Here is a 13,642-nt window from a genome sequence, read left to right on the forward strand (position 1 = left end):
CCCATCTCGTTCATTAGTTTTTTAGCCACGTAAGCATACGTAAAATAGAGAACGGATCAAACCATGTAATGGCAAATGCAACAACTGCAAGCGCGAGAACAGGAAACAGCTTCATCGTTCCCTGTTCTTTTTTGATGAACGCCCAAAAACTTAAACACGCTCCAAGTGCTAAAGACGCAAATCCGAACAGCATTCCAGGCTCTAAAAATGATGGGTAAGGGTAAGCGAAAGCGATCCCCATTAGAACAATGCCAGTAGCAGCAAATAAAGCAGCAAACAGGCTGATTCTCTTCAAAAAAATCCCCCCTTGATCTTCCCTTCTCATTTTATCTAAAATGGGATAATTATACAATTTTTTCAACACACAGAAGAAACCGTACGTGATATTACCCGTACGGTTGTTGTATTCCATAACTCTCGTCTTTCTAAAGACATGAACCGTCTTGAAAAAGTTGAGCACATCATGAAAATTGTTCCTCGCTATTTATGTATTAAGGATTTGTGACGCTTTCTACATAACCATAGTTGTCCCTGATCGCTTTTTTAATCATTGATTCGCAGCGTTCAAGTTCTACTTTTAGCTGCCGCTTATAAAGCTGTGCTTTTTCGTATCCGCCGTCAGGAAAGCGATAATAGACAACCTCTTGAAGCTTCATTCCTTCTTTTTTACGCTTCACCTGCTGCAGAACACCATCTTCAATTAAATCATGCAGCGCTTTATACACTTCCGAATGATTGGGCTTGTAGCCGAATGGTCGAAACTCATCGCGTAACGCATCTAAAAGCTTCAATCCATACAGTCGGTCCTGCTCTGTCATTGTAATCATATAAAGTTTTAGAAATGCACGCTGTTTTAATAGAAATCCACTTGACGTTCGTTTGTCACCCATCGATATGTCCTTCCTTTCTTTTCTAATTAATCATTTATTATTTTCTATAATTATACTGTATTCTAATATATTTCTCCTGCCATAAGCCCGAAAAAACTCCTTTTTTCCCACTTTACCCGTTGCTCTTAAAAAATAACCATAAACATGTTCTTATTTTCACCATTTTTAATTTGAACATATAGTCACCACTGTATTATTTTGCTGTTGGATGATGACAACTGCCCTTTTCTATTCACCTATAAAGACGTATGCATTCAGACTTTTGATTCTAGATGAACTTTCTTTCTTTTTAGGTTAAAACTGCTTGGGCTCATACATATGCTGTAACAAGGTGTATTTGAAGGAGGGAAAGCGATGAAAAATGATAAAAACTTTGATTGGAGCTCTCTCAATGACAAGGTAGAGGATATTCTCGGACGCCACTTTTGGAACGACCTGCACGATATTTTACCAAAACGTTTTCCAAATATTGATTTGTATCAAACAGATACGGAAGGAATTGTCGTCATGGAAATTCCCGGGCTGATGTCTGCATCGGACGTTCAAATTCGCTTAGAATCCAACAACCTTATTATTCAAGGCGAAATTCCGTATCCTTATCCTTACCCAAAGAAACAACTGCCAATGCAAGAACGCTATACGGGGAAATTCGAACGCTCCATCCGCCTCCCTTTTCATTATCTAGAAAGTAGCGTAACCGCCAAGTATCGAGCGGGTTTACTGGAGGTTCGAGTTCAAAAAGATCCTCAAAAACAAACCATCCCTATTTCGTTTGAGGCAGACATAGAAGATGAGGATCTAGATTAAAAGATGATAAGGTGATGAGAGTCCTCTAATAACGGAGCGGCTCTTGTCATCTATAACACCCCTTCAAAATGCGAGGTGATGACAAATGGTTAACATTCGCTTCAACGACTTTAAAGTAGAAAGCATCATGAACAACTCTGGCATCTTTTCTGGAGAAAATATTCATACTGGTATTAAAGCCACTCATAAAGTTAATCAAGGATATGGTGCGATTCTCGGAAATCATAATCCTATTACAAAAGGAAAGCACATGGTCGTGGATGATGATCAAATTGAGTTCTATCAAAAGAAGAAAACGTAGAACTGAGTGATTCTATTTGTTTAGACGTCGAAAAAAACAGCGGTCCGTTGAACTAGAAGAAATGCAGCAATCACTTGATCAAAAGCTCGAAAATCTTGAATCTCTTCTAAAGCAATTAGAGAAAAGACCGGTCGAATACCATTTTCACATTCAAAACGTGGACATTCATCAGCCTGTCTTAAAAGAGCTGTCCTTTCATTTAGACGAAATTGACATTGAAGAAGTGAGCGGTGCCTTAAATGTGGGCAACAATTTTGGTGTGAGCGTAAATAAAAAGAAAGAAGAAAAGCAGGAAAATACCGGCGAGGCGCTGCGTCAAGTCCAACCTCATGAGAAAGGGTTTAACGTCTCATTTAATCCAAAAAAGAAGGAGGAATAATATGAGCGTCCCTACTCCTACATTTTTTATTGGTTCCATACGAATTAATAGTGTAGAAGGAGCTTCATCGGTGAATTTTGGAAACAACTGGCTAACAGACTTCACGAGCTATAAAAAACATAATCAGGGGCTCGGAAATATTAGCGGTGATCATAATGATATCCAAGGGCTTCGCTCTTTATTAAACGACTCGGATATTATCGATATGATTAACGACCCAGATGAACAAGCCGTTCCGGAATGGCTACAGCAGTTTTTAACAAAAAAGCTAAAGGAAGACGATGATGAGAACTAACAAAAAAGGATTGTGGAAAAGAGGCATCTTTTCCCGCAATCCTTTTTCGTCTATCCGTCATTGTTATCGAGTTCAATAATGGGGGTATCAATAATATCTTGATCGTTGATGACGTTCATAATCCCAGTGGAATCATTTTTAATCCCGATCGTAACACCAAATCCAAAGTTGTTTTTTTGGAACGTTCGCCAGTAAATCTGCTTATTTGATCCCGTAAAAATACCTGAATTATTTATTACCACGTTTACGTTCATATTGTCAAACTGAATGTTAACATTCATAATACGCTAACACTGAACGTTCGGCTGTGGATTATTCAATTCTGGCTGTGCAATCGGTGTATCTGATACGTCACAATCGTTGATGACGTTTAAAATGCCTTGTGAAAAGACCATTCCAATTTCTTGACCGTTTCCGAAATTATATTTTCCTTGTGTTGTCCAATCGTATTGGCTATTCTGTCCTGTCGTAACAGAGGAATTCATGCTGACGCTGTTGACATTAATCTGGTTAAATATAAGTGATACAGGCATTCCTTCTCCTCCTGACCTCTCCTGACATTCCGTTTCTTTCCCTAGTTAGGCTATTCAGGATCCGATCTTTTGGTGAATTTGTTCCAAAACAAATAATTTAGTGACTAAATAATTATTGAAATATTTAGAATTTTTATTATAATGAAAAACATCATCTTTTTTTAAAAGGAGTTATACGAAATGAAAACAGTAGAGAGAATAAGCAAATTTGCAGGAGACACGTTTGCGATCTGGGTCGTAGTGGTTGCGACCATCAGTTTTTTTGTCCCAAGTGCTTTTACATGGATTGCCCCTTATATCTCCATTTTGTTGGGCATCATTATGTTTGGGATGGGTCTTACACTATCATTATCTGATTTTAAAGCACTGCTAAAAACACCAAAGAGCGTGATCATCGGCGTTCTGGCCCAATTTATTATTATGCCACTTGTGGCGTACGCACTGGCGAATCTTTTTAACCTGCCGCCTCAAGCTGCCGTTGGCGTTATTTTAGTCGGCTGCTGTCCTGGAGGTACCGCATCAAACGTGATGACTTTTTTAGCGAAAGGAAATACTGCACTGTCCGTTGCCGTCACATCTATTTCGACACTGATTGCGCCTTTTTTAACCCCGACTTTAACATTGCTTTTAGCAAGCAAGTGGTTGCCGGTATCACCTAGCTCGATGTTTCAATCCATTCTAGAAATTGTCCTTGTTCCGATTGTCCTTGGTCTTGTAGTCAAGGCGCTGTTTAAAAAGCAGATGGAAAAGAGCGTCACTGTACTTCCGCTCGTATCTGTTGTTGGAATTGTTGCGGTTGCAGGGGCTGTTGTTGCTCTTAACTCTGCGCAAATTGCCAAAACAGGATTACTTATTATGTTAATTGTCATCTTACATAACGGTTTTGGATTATTACTCGGCTTTTTAGCAGCGAAATTTCTTCGCCTTGATTATCCTAGTCAGAAAGCAATCTCGATTGAGGTGGGGATGCAAAATTCAGGTCTTGGTGCTGCGCTTGCACTCGCTCATTTCTCACCGGCCGCAGCCGTTCCGAGCGCGATCTTTAGCGTGTGGCACAATATCTCCGGCCCGCTGCTCGCCACATGGTGGGGAAAACGAGCAGCCAAAGCCGAAGAAGTGAAAAAAACTAATTCCACTTCCACTCGCATTCACGCGTGAATGACAAAAAGGCCTAGTTTTCTAGGCCTTTTTGTTGTACCAACGATTGATTTGTTGCTCAATCTGTTTCTGTGCATCTTCCCCTTTTCCGTAGAAACGCAACCGAAAGTGCAGCGTTCGAGCAAAATTCATCACGCTCGTTTTCAAGCGGTACGCAGCTAGCGATCTTGCTTCCTGCTCCCAACGTATATGAAGATGATGAAATAAGGACGCGATCCAGTTTTCAAGCATGGCTTCCTCTAACCCCTTTTTCAGCAGTCGTTCAATAATTACAATGAGCCTCTCATCCTCATCATCTGTATAGACAGTACCTTTAAAAAGGGCATTCTGTATGCACAAGAGTATGTCCTCTGAGCGTGTCAGTTCAAAGGACGGATGCTCAACAATCGATGCAAGAAGGTCAGCTCCGTGAGCAATAGAGTGAGCCCATCCCTTTTCTTCTACGTATCCCCTCGTGTCTTTTTCCTCTTTAACGTACCGGATGCTTTTGTCTGTAATCTCTTGAATCTCTTGTTTTGTTAAGAAATGTGCCTGATGATCTTGATCTAGCAGCAAACAAATTACGAGGGAGGAAAAGGAACGCGTAAAGACAGCGTCCCCAGACGATTCACTCAGATGATAAAACAGGTGGTTATCATCCAAGCATGTTTTTAACATATGCTGAAGTTGATAATTTTCTAAATGTCCGCCTCTTATTAAGCGTGCAAACGTTCCGTAGATGAGTTCGTCTCTTAGCTCTGCATCCGTTGAACCAATGTGATGAAGCATATGATCGATCAATTCATCGCACTGATCCGAAAGAGCATCTTCTTCATTCAAGAGACGAAGCTGTTCCTTCAAATTCACAAAATTCATCCTTCCTGTCGTAAACTCTCTGTAAAATTCGTCAGTATGTCGTTGAATCCTTCTCTTGATTATTTAATCTGCCCGCCTTTCGCTGCGTCTAATTGAATTTAAATTCAAATAAATGAATTTAAATTCCTTTATCAAAAGGTGTATCCAAACGTTTTATTCTTATTTTCACCTTCAAAACCACACTCTTTATTCTTAAAAATGTTGAACAATATCCCTTTCATATCAAGGTTTATACGACTTTTTTATTATTCAGATTATTTCATAAAATCTCAGAAAAAATCTGAATAATCTTTTTTTCTTGTTTTTGTATAAAAACGAATATAATTATATTTATCCGACAAACGAACACGATTTTGTATGAAACAAGTCATGATGACAAAAAAATATGGTTTAAAAATCGGGACTTATTGCTCACAATATCACAAAGCTGTAAGCAGGACTTCCCGAAACGAACACTTGAAATTGATGTAAAGGATGGATGGAAATGCTTCGATTTTTTAGCGTTACAGTAGGGTCTCTTATCATTGCAGTCGCATACAATTGGTTTTTAATCCCGCATAACATTTTAAGTAGCGGAATTAGTGGGATTGCGATGATTATTGGAATTCTCTCTCCTCTTGATACAGGACTGATGAACTTTTTACTAAACTTGCCTCTTTTGATTATTGGCTACATTAAATTAGGAAGAGACTTCATTTTATATAGTATATTGTCTGTTGTTGTGCTCTCTATTGCCCTTTATGTCATTCCGATTCAGGCTGTTGCACACGACGTCATTATTTCAAGCGTATTTGGCGGAGTCCTAACCGGTATTGGTGTAGGAATCGTGTTACGAAGCTCTGCTTGTACAGGTGGATTTGATATTGTGAGCCTTCTCTTAACGATGAAACGTGATATGCCAATTGGAACGATTTTAAGTGCAATGAACGGAATTGTCGTCATCATCTCAGGATTTTTCCTTGGCTGGGACGCAGCACTTTACACGCTTGTATCGATCTTTGTAACAGGTAAAGTAGTAGATGCTGTGCACACGCGTCACATTAAACTAACGCTTATGATTATTACAAGCAAAGGTGAAGATATGAAACAGCGTCTTCTAGACAGCGTGTACCGAGGCATTACGGTGATGGATGGTGAAGGAGCCTATTCAAAAACCGAGCGTAAAATTCTTATGACGGTTATTTCACGCTATGAGCTGACAAATATTAAAGGACTTATTCAAGATGTCGATCCGCAGGCTTTTGTAAACATTACAGAAACGGTCGAGGTAGTAGGACTGTTCCATAGAGGATAGCAAAAAAACGAAGCGCATGGGAGCGCTTCGTTTTTTTTGATCTGTATATAAGTGTTACTGTAAGTTAAAGAAAACTTCTCCATCAAGATTTTTTTGATATCGAAGCTGTGCTTTTTCACCTTTCTTTACTAGTCCCGCTATGTATCCTTCTTTTTCGTTCCCAACATACATTTCGAAGCTGAATTCAGGTTCTGTGGATGGCGTAATGTCTCCACTATATATGTCTCCACTTTCACTTACCACTGCAAAATTAACAATCCCATCAATATTAAAAGCCAAATCCTTTGTTTCAGATTCAACAAATTTCACTTTTGATTTTACGAGCATATATTCATATCCTTCTGGAGGTGCTTCATTAAATTCATTCATTTTTTTCAGCATTTGATATGCTTGTTCTCCTCGTATAATTCCCTCCATCGTAAGATCAAATTTTATCGGATACGAATCTCCGTTGTCATCGTAAATACCATCTTCTATCGTAGCTGTTTTTTGAAAGGGGATTGGATTACTTCTAGCTCCAAGCGGTGATTCCTTTTTCGCCACAGGTTTTGGCGTTTGCTTTTCTTCTTTTTGCTTAGTACCTTCTTCTTTTACAGAAACCTTTTCTGTCTCTTGGCTACACGCAGCTAATAATCCAATACTAACGACACTACTTATTAGTAATCCTATTGTTTTTTTTAGTATCATTCTTGTGATGCTCCTCGTCTTTTTGTTTTATACTTCTTCGTTATTCCGTTTTATCAAAATCATTAGGATACACGACTGTCTTAAATACATCGTTAGTATTTTTGTCTTTTACATGAATCTTCACTTGAATGTCCTTGTTATTTTTCCCGTCATACAGTTGATACATCATCCCACTCATTCCAAGAGCTACTAATGAAAATCCATCCATACTATTTTCATATTTGTGTTTATCTACCAAAAGCGTTAATTCAGTATAATTTTGATTGTGGGTTACATCATGAATAGATGTATAATCTTTGCTCGTTTTCATTTCAACAAGAGAACTCTCAATGTCAGTGTTTAGACTCTTCAATAGTTTTTCATGCTGAGATTTAGTCATTTTGTATGTAAGAGATCCATCGGAATTTTTAGTGACTTTTTTAATGCCTTCTTTTTTCGCCTCGTCTATTACTTTATTAATATCTTGTCCTTCAAACATTGAGGCAGGAATTGTAATCTCAACGTTAAATAGTCCTTTATGAACATTCACAGCATCCTTTGAATCAGTCTTTTTTCCTGATGCTGTTTCTTGCTCCCCTGAACAAGCAGCTAGCGCAAACATTAGCCCCACAGCTACTATCAAGTATTTCATTTTCTTCATGTGTTTCCCTCCTGAGGTTTTTTACAACTTTCCTAATATAACATTTGGATTACTTTTTTTGAAGTTTTTCACATGGAAAAATTAATTTTATTAAGAAGAAAAAGGATTTTGCGTTTTCTGTAAACTTTATTAGTATATAAAAACCATTATTTTTCACCTTTACTTTCAGAAAAAAGACGTATACTTCATTCCTATATAAAAAGAAAAATTTAGAAAATCTCCCTTTGCAACCTCTCTTCATATACTACAAAGAAATCGTGACAATAAAGGAGTATATGTATGACACAATTCGGGTATTTAGATTTTCTTGCTCAAATGGGGGTTGGCGGTGCTCACCCTGGAGGCCTTTCGTTAACTTCCTATTTATTAGCACAGGAAACCATTACAGATCAAACGGCGATCTTAGATGTTGGCTGCGGTACAGGGCAAACGGCCGCTTATATCCATTCTAACTTTCCCTCACAGCTTTCTGCCTGTGATGCGAATGAAATGATGGTCGAAAAAGCCAACCAGCGCTTCCATCACCATCGACTTCCGTTTCAGGCAACCGTTGAAAATGCGGAACGCCTTTCCTTTCCAGACGAGTCCTTTCATCTCGTTCTATCAGAATCCGTCTCAACGTTTACTCGCACTGAATATTCGCTTGCTGAATATTATCGCGTTCTGAAGCCTGGAGGAGTACTTCTCGCGATTGAAACAACAAAGAATCCCTCTTTAACTGAGGAAATCACCAAGGAGCTTCAAACCTTTTACCGTTTTCCTCGTATGCTTACCGAACAAGAATGGATAAGAGCGCTGCAAATAGCGGGCTTCCGTAAAACATCCAGCCTTACCCCTCCTTCATATGAGGAAGATCTCGAAGAACAGGTCGAGAACGGAACAGACTTTTCGCTTACTCATCCTATTCCACAAGCCATCTATGACATCCTAGCGCGACACGAAGAACTTGCTCCCTACCTTTCATTCTCAATCTTTCGTGCGGTTAAATAAGAAAATCTCCTAACTTTCCCTAGCAATACGAGAAAATTAGGAGATTTGCACAGAACCCTTTCTAGTATCTTTCATACGCTATAGTAGAAACACGAAAGGGGTAAGTGCTATTGTCTACTAGAGATTATCATTCATTATGTCGTCGTTATACAGGTAAAACCGTTAAAATCACCGATCGTAGCGGAAAAGTTCACGTCGGACGCATTTCAAGAGTATCAGGTGAGAAAGTGTACATTGAGCCATTAAAATCAAGAAGAGGCTACGGATACGGCTTTTTCGGTGGCGGATGTGGCTGTGGTTGCGGTGGAGGCTGCGGCGGTGGCGGAGGTTACTATGGCGGCGGTGGAGGCTACTTCTACGGCGGTGCTTATAGTTTAGCTATCGGCTTTATTGCGGGCATTGCAATCGCTAGCTTATTTTTCATCTAATAGAAGAGAAAAGACTCCTTCTTCGGAAGAAGTCTTTTTTTTTACGTGATAAAAAGGACTATACACGGTCACATAGCGCTTGAAACTCCTTTTCAATCCCAAACCCATGGTCGATCAGCGTCCATACTTCGTAGATACTGTAGAAGTTGCCCCGTATGTACAGATTCATGATAACCAATTCGCATTAACATATCGCCAAGTGACCGAACATAGCCTACATCTGACCGATCAATTTGAATAGTGCTTAACTCCTCTTCAGAAAACGCACCAATCATATTTAGAAACTCTTGATGGTATGAGTCTGCAAATGCTAATTCATCCTGAACCGAACGAAACGGTCTATTTTCAAAAGGTGAATGGAATTCTATTAAGCTCCCCCTGTTTACAATAGCCAGGTGATAGTAATGTTCAGACTCTAATACATGACGCACCATTTCTAAAGCGCTCATTGCTTCGCGATCTGGCTTCCAATGAAGCTTGTCTTCAGGAATGGCTGTCCAAACCTTTTTACTTCTTCTTCTAATCTCTTTGGCATTCACTAGTATAATATCAACTGCATTCATTTTTATTCCCCCATTTATCATATTTGAGTACGAAAAGTCGTCGTACTCCTCTCAAAGTAAAAACGTTTATTGTAAAAGTACGTTTTCTTCTAATTTTTTCAAAAAACCATTTTGCCTAACTTCCTTCTTAAACTGAGAAAGGTTTTTAACGATAACTATAGATTTTTCATTCGCCATTGGATGGATGTATACTTCTTCTACATATCCTGTCATTTTAGGTAATGAGTAGAGAAAGATAAAAAATGGTTTACACAACAACAAAATGACAAAAAAGATTGCAGAATAAACTATTTTTACCTTATTTTTAATTTTATTCCACATCCTCTTAAACTATCTTACCCCTTCATACAATCTATTTCTACTGTTAATGATCAAAAATAACGCTTTATAATTAGCCTTTTCGTACCAAAAGTCTTTTCTAAAATTAGAAAGAGATCTATTATAAAAATGAGAGCCATTACAAATGGTCTTCATTTAACACTATGCACACATTAGGAGTTTACAAGAATGCCGCTAACCTTTGCACACCCGGCAGTCATACTGCCATTTTCTAAAAAAAGCACATACGTTCATTTTTCTGCAATGATCTTAGGAAGTATGGCTCCAGACTTTGAATACTTTTTAAGAGGCCAACCTGGTGGAGAGATTGGGCACACCTTTTCAGGATTCTTTTATTATAATTTGCCATTCGTTATACTCATTTATTTCATTTATCGTTTTTTGATCCAACATACATTACTTCATTATTTTCCATTATTTCCTCAAGATACGTACACTACCAAACGGAACATCAGTAGAGTCTGGAAACTAGTCATCTTTAGCTATTCAGCACTGTTTGGTATGCTCACGCACATAGTGTGGGATTCTTTTACTCATCTAAATGGATACATGGTGCTTAAATTTCCTACGGTGTTTGCTCGCACGTATAACATTTACGGATACACCATACCTTTGTATAAGTTCTTGCAGCACGGTAGTACGTTACTTGGAATAACCGCCATCATTATTTACATGTACGTCCGTTCTTTATCTCAACAACGAAAAAACGTACATATTCCGATGCGATCTACGTTCATGTTTTGGTCTTCCTTCGTTTTATTAATGCTAGTAGTGGCAATGATTTGGCAGCTTATTGACTATGCTCCGCTTTTAAATTATGGAGCAATCGTTGTCAGAATAATTGATTCTGGCTTCATCAGTTTATTATTTCTATCGTTAGTTTTAACGTACACGAAACATAAAATTAGTTAATGCATACCTGTAATGGACTATTCAGTAAAGCGATAGAACCTTTTGATACAATATAGGCAGGTCTAATCTATGTCTAGAAACCAGATATAGTCTGTGTCTTGAGGCTAGCGCTCTTGGAAAGTACTAGTTCAACCAGCGTTGCTTAAGAATTACTTCCATAGGGATGACTAATTTAGGCTAGATTTTTTGTTAATGGGCGATAGAAAAATGATATTAAACGTAGCCAAATGTTGAGATACAAAACAGTTTAAAGGGAGAAGAAAATTGAAAAAAGGACTTATACTATTATTAATAACACTAGTGTTAACAGGATGCACAAATACTACTAAAAAGGAAATGACCAAAGATGAAATGATAAAAGAAAAGGCTCCTGAAGAGGACTTTACGAACAATAATTATACGTTTTTTGGAGAAAGCAAGCACTGGAAAGCTCAATACGTTTATACGGGAAGAAAAGTGTGGCAAAACAATAACGGGACAGATGGACTTTACGTTGATAAGAACCACTACAGCTTCGCTTTAACTTATAAAGGCCCCCTAAACGAATTGTCTTCCATAAAAAAGCTGGAATACTTCTTTAACGTTATGGATATTGGTGAGGGGTTGTCACATGAATTTTGGAAACCGCCGACAACGAGAACTTTTTCAGCTAGTGGAGAGGCAGGCTCGGAAGTTAGTGAAGACAGCATTGTAAAAGTAAATGTTAAATGGGAGAACTGGGAAGAATCATTTAACCTTTATATCACAGATGAATAATGGTTCTAAACCTTGTACGTTTTGTTCAACCCCCATTATAAAGGATGAAAGGCCGCCGAGATTAGACTCCTAAGCGTCCTTTAACTTCACCTAAACTCTAGAAATTAACAACAGTCTTAAGCAGCTCAAATTACATATTTTTTCAGATATCATCTATTAAACTAGCGTCCAAACCAGTAATTTTTACTATTACCTCTTGAGAAATGACTTCCTTTAGTGCATTTTTAGCAATTTCAATTGCTTTATTTGTCGTTTCCACAAGGAGCTTGATATAACTTTTATCATTAAACTTCAGAGAGTCATCTTCCACTTCTCCGTCCAACGCATAAACAAATTGATATCGGAACCATCATAGTGTACATCAAGTATGACATACATAAAATCATCAAAATCCAATATGTGTGTATATTGAATTTTAATCATTTCTAATTCAATTAATCCTGTATCTATCTCACCATACTCAAACTCAAAATAATAATCCTCATTTTTTCTCCATTCGTTCAGATTACTTCCAAAAGCCGTTAATTGCTCGTTGTTCAATATCATGTTTCTTTACCCACAGCTTTAAGCCATCTGCCTTCATAGCAACCTCCCTTTAAAAGATCCGTAAATAATCTTCTTAAACCACCTCTATTATTTTATTCAAACGTTTTTATTACTAATTAGAATTGATGACTTCTACTTTTATGATATAAAATGGAAATATATTCATTTTTTTGAATCGTATACAAGTTAAAAAGAATAGCAGAATTGTCGAGTTGTTCCTTTTGATTTATTTTTTAATAGGAAGCTGACTTACTTTAAACAATTTACTGTTAAAAAGATAAGATTTTTATAGGAATAATTAATAAAAAACGGAGGTTATTATATGAAAAAAATATGGCTTTTTAGTATTTTATTTGTTGTTATTGCGGTGGTATGTGTTGAAATAAATAAATTAGACGTTACTTCTGCAGAGACCAATAGCGAGCCTCAAAAAGTGATATACTCCGCACTTGACGAAGACTTAAAAAGCAATTCAACCATTTCTGCTGGAATACATAATACGTCAATGTTTTTAAATAGTCTTGTTAAAAACGCTACCTCATTTTCTCAACTAAACTCTCTAAACGTAGTGAAAAAATATTCGGCAGGAGCAGTTGAGTTAGCTAGAAAGAAAAATGCAACACGTAAGGTCCATGAAGATCTTGTTAAGGTGAATCAACTAATTAAGGAATCCATCAAAGAAAAAGATCTTACTAAGCTGAAAAGAGCTAATCATAATCTAATAAAAATTGATTTATCATTTAATGAAAATGTGTTAGATATTAATGAAATGAAGCGAATGAAACAAGACTTGAACAAATAATTCATACTACTTATCACTAGATATTTGGATGATCAAAAGACGTTATGTTTTAATCCTGATTATTATTTTAATGATTTAAAGGTAAATGAGGAGGTATAGAATGGAAGCAGATTCATATATATTGCTAGGTTTATTTATTGTAATTATATTGCTGGATAGTTTGGCGATAGTAGCCTACAAAAAATTCAGAATGCCTCTGTGGTTATCCGGGATCATAATAGGAATTTTAGGACCTATTATAAGTATGGTTTCAATGTCTTTTTTTCTGGACACTGGAGGGGAAGCAGGAAGCAATGAAGGCGTTGCGATAGTAGGAGGTTTTATTGCACTAGTCATTATTGCAAACGGGCTTATCATGTTAATTATTGGTATGATCCAATCTATAAAAGCACGTATTCAGAAAAGAAAAGAAATTACACCATAAAAGAACACGCAGGACCGCTAGCGCCTCTGTTTTGAACACAAAG

22 protein-coding genes are annotated in these 13,642 nt (G+C 37.5%); 12 read left to right on the forward strand and 10 right to left on the reverse strand.

The window, feature by feature from the left end; all coding sequences use genetic code 11:
- Positions 1-13: 13 nt before the first annotated feature.
- Together IE339_RS15795 and IE339_RS15800 are read right to left on the reverse strand one after the other, a co-directional pair.
- Complete coding sequence (locus IE339_RS15795) at positions 14-295, reverse strand: hypothetical protein (RefSeq protein ID WP_242169064.1); 282 nt, start codon at positions 293-295, stop codon at positions 14-16.
- 196 nt (positions 296-491) lie between these two features.
- On the reverse strand, positions 492-890 hold the full coding sequence (locus IE339_RS15800) for a replication termination protein (RefSeq protein WP_242169066.1): 399 nt from the start codon (positions 888-890) through the stop codon (positions 492-494).
- Between the two features lie 354 nt (positions 891-1,244).
- Here IE339_RS15800 and IE339_RS15805 point away from each other — a divergent pair, with 354 nt between their 5' ends.
- From IE339_RS15805 to IE339_RS15820, 4 genes are all read left to right on the forward strand, one after another.
- Positions 1,245-1,697: an Hsp20/alpha crystallin family protein gene (locus IE339_RS15805; protein ID WP_242169068.1), complete on the forward strand. Its 453-nt coding sequence runs from the start codon at positions 1,245-1,247 to the stop codon at positions 1,695-1,697.
- Positions 1,698-1,782: 85 nt separating this feature from the next.
- Positions 1,783-1,998: a hypothetical protein gene (locus tag IE339_RS15810; protein ID WP_242169069.1), complete on the forward strand. Its 216-nt coding sequence runs from the start codon at positions 1,783-1,785 to the stop codon at positions 1,996-1,998.
- 16 nt (positions 1,999-2,014) lie between these two features.
- Positions 2,015-2,377 (forward strand): hypothetical protein, encoded by a 363-nt coding sequence (locus tag IE339_RS15815; protein ID WP_242169071.1) that lies wholly within the window; start codon positions 2,015-2,017, stop codon positions 2,375-2,377.
- 1 nt (position 2,378) lies between these two features.
- Positions 2,379-2,672, forward strand: a complete 294-nt coding sequence (locus tag IE339_RS15820) for a hypothetical protein (protein ID WP_242169073.1) — start codon at positions 2,379-2,381, stop codon at positions 2,670-2,672.
- Between the two features lie 50 nt (positions 2,673-2,722).
- Here the strand turns inward: IE339_RS15820 and IE339_RS15825 are convergent, their stop codons facing one another.
- Both IE339_RS15825 and IE339_RS15830 read right to left on the reverse strand, forming a co-directional pair.
- Positions 2,723-2,953, reverse strand: coding sequence for a hypothetical protein (locus tag IE339_RS15825; RefSeq protein ID WP_242169075.1), 231 nt, complete (start codon positions 2,951-2,953; stop codon positions 2,723-2,725).
- Between the two features lie 6 nt (positions 2,954-2,959).
- Positions 2,960-3,205 carry a hypothetical protein gene (locus IE339_RS15830; protein ID WP_242169078.1) on the reverse strand — a complete coding sequence of 82 codons (246 nt, stop codon included), beginning with the start codon at positions 3,203-3,205 and terminating at the stop codon, positions 2,960-2,962.
- A 180-nt stretch (positions 3,206-3,385) separates the two neighbouring features.
- On the opposite strand from IE339_RS15830, the gene IE339_RS15835 reads away from it, so the two are divergent.
- Positions 3,386-4,363, forward strand: coding sequence for a bile acid:sodium symporter family protein (locus IE339_RS15835; protein ID WP_242169080.1), 978 nt, complete (start codon positions 3,386-3,388; stop codon positions 4,361-4,363).
- A 21-nt stretch (positions 4,364-4,384) separates the two neighbouring features.
- Here the strand turns inward: IE339_RS15835 and IE339_RS15840 are convergent, their stop codons facing one another.
- Complete coding sequence (locus IE339_RS15840; protein ID WP_242169082.1) at positions 4,385-5,209, reverse strand: DUF2785 domain-containing protein; 825 nt, start codon at positions 5,207-5,209, stop codon at positions 4,385-4,387.
- Positions 5,210-5,702: 493 nt separating this feature from the next.
- On the opposite strand from IE339_RS15840, the gene IE339_RS15845 reads away from it, so the two are divergent.
- Positions 5,703-6,512: a YitT family protein gene (locus IE339_RS15845; protein WP_242169084.1), complete on the forward strand. Its 810-nt coding sequence runs from the start codon at positions 5,703-5,705 to the stop codon at positions 6,510-6,512.
- Between the two features lie 54 nt (positions 6,513-6,566).
- Here the strand turns inward: IE339_RS15845 and IE339_RS15850 are convergent, their stop codons facing one another.
- Positions 6,567-7,199 carry a hypothetical protein gene (locus IE339_RS15850; RefSeq protein WP_242169086.1) on the reverse strand — a complete coding sequence of 211 codons (633 nt, stop codon included), beginning with the start codon at positions 7,197-7,199 and terminating at the stop codon, positions 6,567-6,569.
- Positions 7,200-7,239: 40 nt separating this feature from the next.
- Entirely contained in the window at positions 7,240-7,839 is a 600-nt protein-coding gene (locus tag IE339_RS15855; RefSeq protein WP_242169088.1) for a hypothetical protein, read from the reverse strand.
- 279 nt (positions 7,840-8,118) lie between these two features.
- Between IE339_RS15855 and IE339_RS15860 the strand changes: the two genes are divergently transcribed.
- Both IE339_RS15860 and IE339_RS15865 read left to right on the forward strand, forming a co-directional pair.
- Positions 8,119-8,829, forward strand: coding sequence for a class I SAM-dependent methyltransferase (locus tag IE339_RS15860; protein WP_242169090.1), 711 nt, complete (start codon positions 8,119-8,121; stop codon positions 8,827-8,829).
- A gap of 110 nt (positions 8,830-8,939) precedes the next feature.
- Positions 8,940-9,257: a hypothetical protein gene (locus IE339_RS15865; RefSeq protein ID WP_242169092.1), complete on the forward strand. Its 318-nt coding sequence runs from the start codon at positions 8,940-8,942 to the stop codon at positions 9,255-9,257.
- 92 nt (positions 9,258-9,349) lie between these two features.
- Here IE339_RS15865 and IE339_RS15870 read toward each other — a convergent pair whose 3' ends face one another.
- Both IE339_RS15870 and IE339_RS15875 read right to left on the reverse strand, forming a co-directional pair.
- Positions 9,350-9,820, reverse strand: a complete 471-nt coding sequence (locus IE339_RS15870) for a DinB family protein (protein WP_242169094.1) — start codon at positions 9,818-9,820, stop codon at positions 9,350-9,352.
- A 66-nt stretch (positions 9,821-9,886) separates the two neighbouring features.
- Positions 9,887-10,141, reverse strand: coding sequence for a hypothetical protein (locus IE339_RS15875; protein ID WP_242169096.1), 255 nt, complete (start codon positions 10,139-10,141; stop codon positions 9,887-9,889).
- 186 nt (positions 10,142-10,327) lie between these two features.
- Between IE339_RS15875 and IE339_RS15880 the strand changes: the two genes are divergently transcribed.
- Entirely contained in the window at positions 10,328-11,071 is a 744-nt protein-coding gene (locus IE339_RS15880; RefSeq protein ID WP_242169099.1) for a DUF4184 family protein, read from the forward strand.
- A 264-nt stretch (positions 11,072-11,335) separates the two neighbouring features.
- Positions 11,336-11,827, forward strand: coding sequence for a hypothetical protein (locus IE339_RS15885; RefSeq protein WP_242169101.1), 492 nt, complete (start codon positions 11,336-11,338; stop codon positions 11,825-11,827).
- 291 nt (positions 11,828-12,118) lie between these two features.
- On the opposite strand, the gene IE339_RS15890 is transcribed toward IE339_RS15885, so the two are convergent.
- Positions 12,119-12,373, reverse strand: coding sequence for a hypothetical protein (locus IE339_RS15890; protein ID WP_242169103.1), 255 nt, complete (start codon positions 12,371-12,373; stop codon positions 12,119-12,121).
- Positions 12,374-12,695: 322 nt separating this feature from the next.
- Here IE339_RS15890 and IE339_RS15895 point away from each other — a divergent pair, with 322 nt between their 5' ends.
- Both IE339_RS15895 and IE339_RS15900 read left to right on the forward strand, forming a co-directional pair.
- Positions 12,696-13,175, forward strand: coding sequence for a hypothetical protein (locus tag IE339_RS15895; RefSeq protein ID WP_242169105.1), 480 nt, complete (start codon positions 12,696-12,698; stop codon positions 13,173-13,175).
- A 100-nt stretch (positions 13,176-13,275) separates the two neighbouring features.
- On the forward strand, positions 13,276-13,599 hold the full coding sequence (locus tag IE339_RS15900; protein WP_242169107.1) for an ABC transporter permease: 324 nt from the start codon (positions 13,276-13,278) through the stop codon (positions 13,597-13,599).
- Positions 13,600-13,642 lie beyond the last annotated feature (43 nt).

Source organism: Priestia koreensis (assembly GCF_022646885.1).
In the GTDB taxonomy this organism is placed as follows: Bacteria; Bacillota; Bacilli; order Bacillales; family Bacillaceae_H; genus Bacillus_AG; species Bacillus_AG koreensis_A.

Excerpts from the sequence above, each read along its gene's own strand:
- IE339_RS15890 (WP_242169103.1), bottom strand. The coding sequence starts at position 12,373 with ATGATATTGAACAACGAGCAATTAACGGCTTTTGGAAGTAATCTGAAC.
- IE339_RS15895 (WP_242169105.1), top strand. The coding sequence starts at position 12,696 with ATGAAAAAAATATGGCTTTTTAGTATTTTATTTGTTGTTATTGCGGTG.
- IE339_RS15875 (WP_242169096.1), bottom strand. The coding sequence starts at position 10,141 with ATGTGGAATAAAATTAAAAATAAGGTAAAAATAGTTTATTCTGCAATC.
- IE339_RS15825 (WP_242169075.1), bottom strand. The coding sequence starts at position 2,953 with ATGAATGTTAACATTCAGTTTGACAATATGAACGTAAACGTGGTAATA.
- IE339_RS15860 (WP_242169090.1), top strand. The coding sequence starts at position 8,119 with ATGACACAATTCGGGTATTTAGATTTTCTTGCTCAAATGGGGGTTGGC.
- IE339_RS15830 (WP_242169078.1), bottom strand. The coding sequence starts at position 3,205 with ATGCCTGTATCACTTATATTTAACCAGATTAATGTCAACAGCGTCAGC.
- IE339_RS15800 (WP_242169066.1), bottom strand. The coding sequence starts at position 890 with ATGGGTGACAAACGAACGTCAAGTGGATTTCTATTAAAACAGCGTGCA.
- IE339_RS15820 (WP_242169073.1), top strand. The coding sequence starts at position 2,379 with ATGAGCGTCCCTACTCCTACATTTTTTATTGGTTCCATACGAATTAAT.
- IE339_RS15855 (WP_242169088.1), bottom strand. The coding sequence starts at position 7,839 with ATGAAGAAAATGAAATACTTGATAGTAGCTGTGGGGCTAATGTTTGCG.
- IE339_RS15880 (WP_242169099.1), top strand. The coding sequence starts at position 10,328 with ATGCCGCTAACCTTTGCACACCCGGCAGTCATACTGCCATTTTCTAAA.
- IE339_RS15810 (WP_242169069.1), top strand. The coding sequence starts at position 1,783 with ATGGTTAACATTCGCTTCAACGACTTTAAAGTAGAAAGCATCATGAAC.
- IE339_RS15845 (WP_242169084.1), top strand. The coding sequence starts at position 5,703 with ATGCTTCGATTTTTTAGCGTTACAGTAGGGTCTCTTATCATTGCAGTC.
- IE339_RS15870 (WP_242169094.1), bottom strand. The coding sequence starts at position 9,820 with ATGAATGCAGTTGATATTATACTAGTGAATGCCAAAGAGATTAGAAGA.
- IE339_RS15850 (WP_242169086.1), bottom strand. The coding sequence starts at position 7,199 with ATGATACTAAAAAAAACAATAGGATTACTAATAAGTAGTGTCGTTAGT.
- IE339_RS15835 (WP_242169080.1), top strand. The coding sequence starts at position 3,386 with ATGAAAACAGTAGAGAGAATAAGCAAATTTGCAGGAGACACGTTTGCG.
- IE339_RS15805 (WP_242169068.1), top strand. The coding sequence starts at position 1,245 with ATGAAAAATGATAAAAACTTTGATTGGAGCTCTCTCAATGACAAGGTA.
- IE339_RS15900 (WP_242169107.1), top strand. The coding sequence starts at position 13,276 with ATGGAAGCAGATTCATATATATTGCTAGGTTTATTTATTGTAATTATA.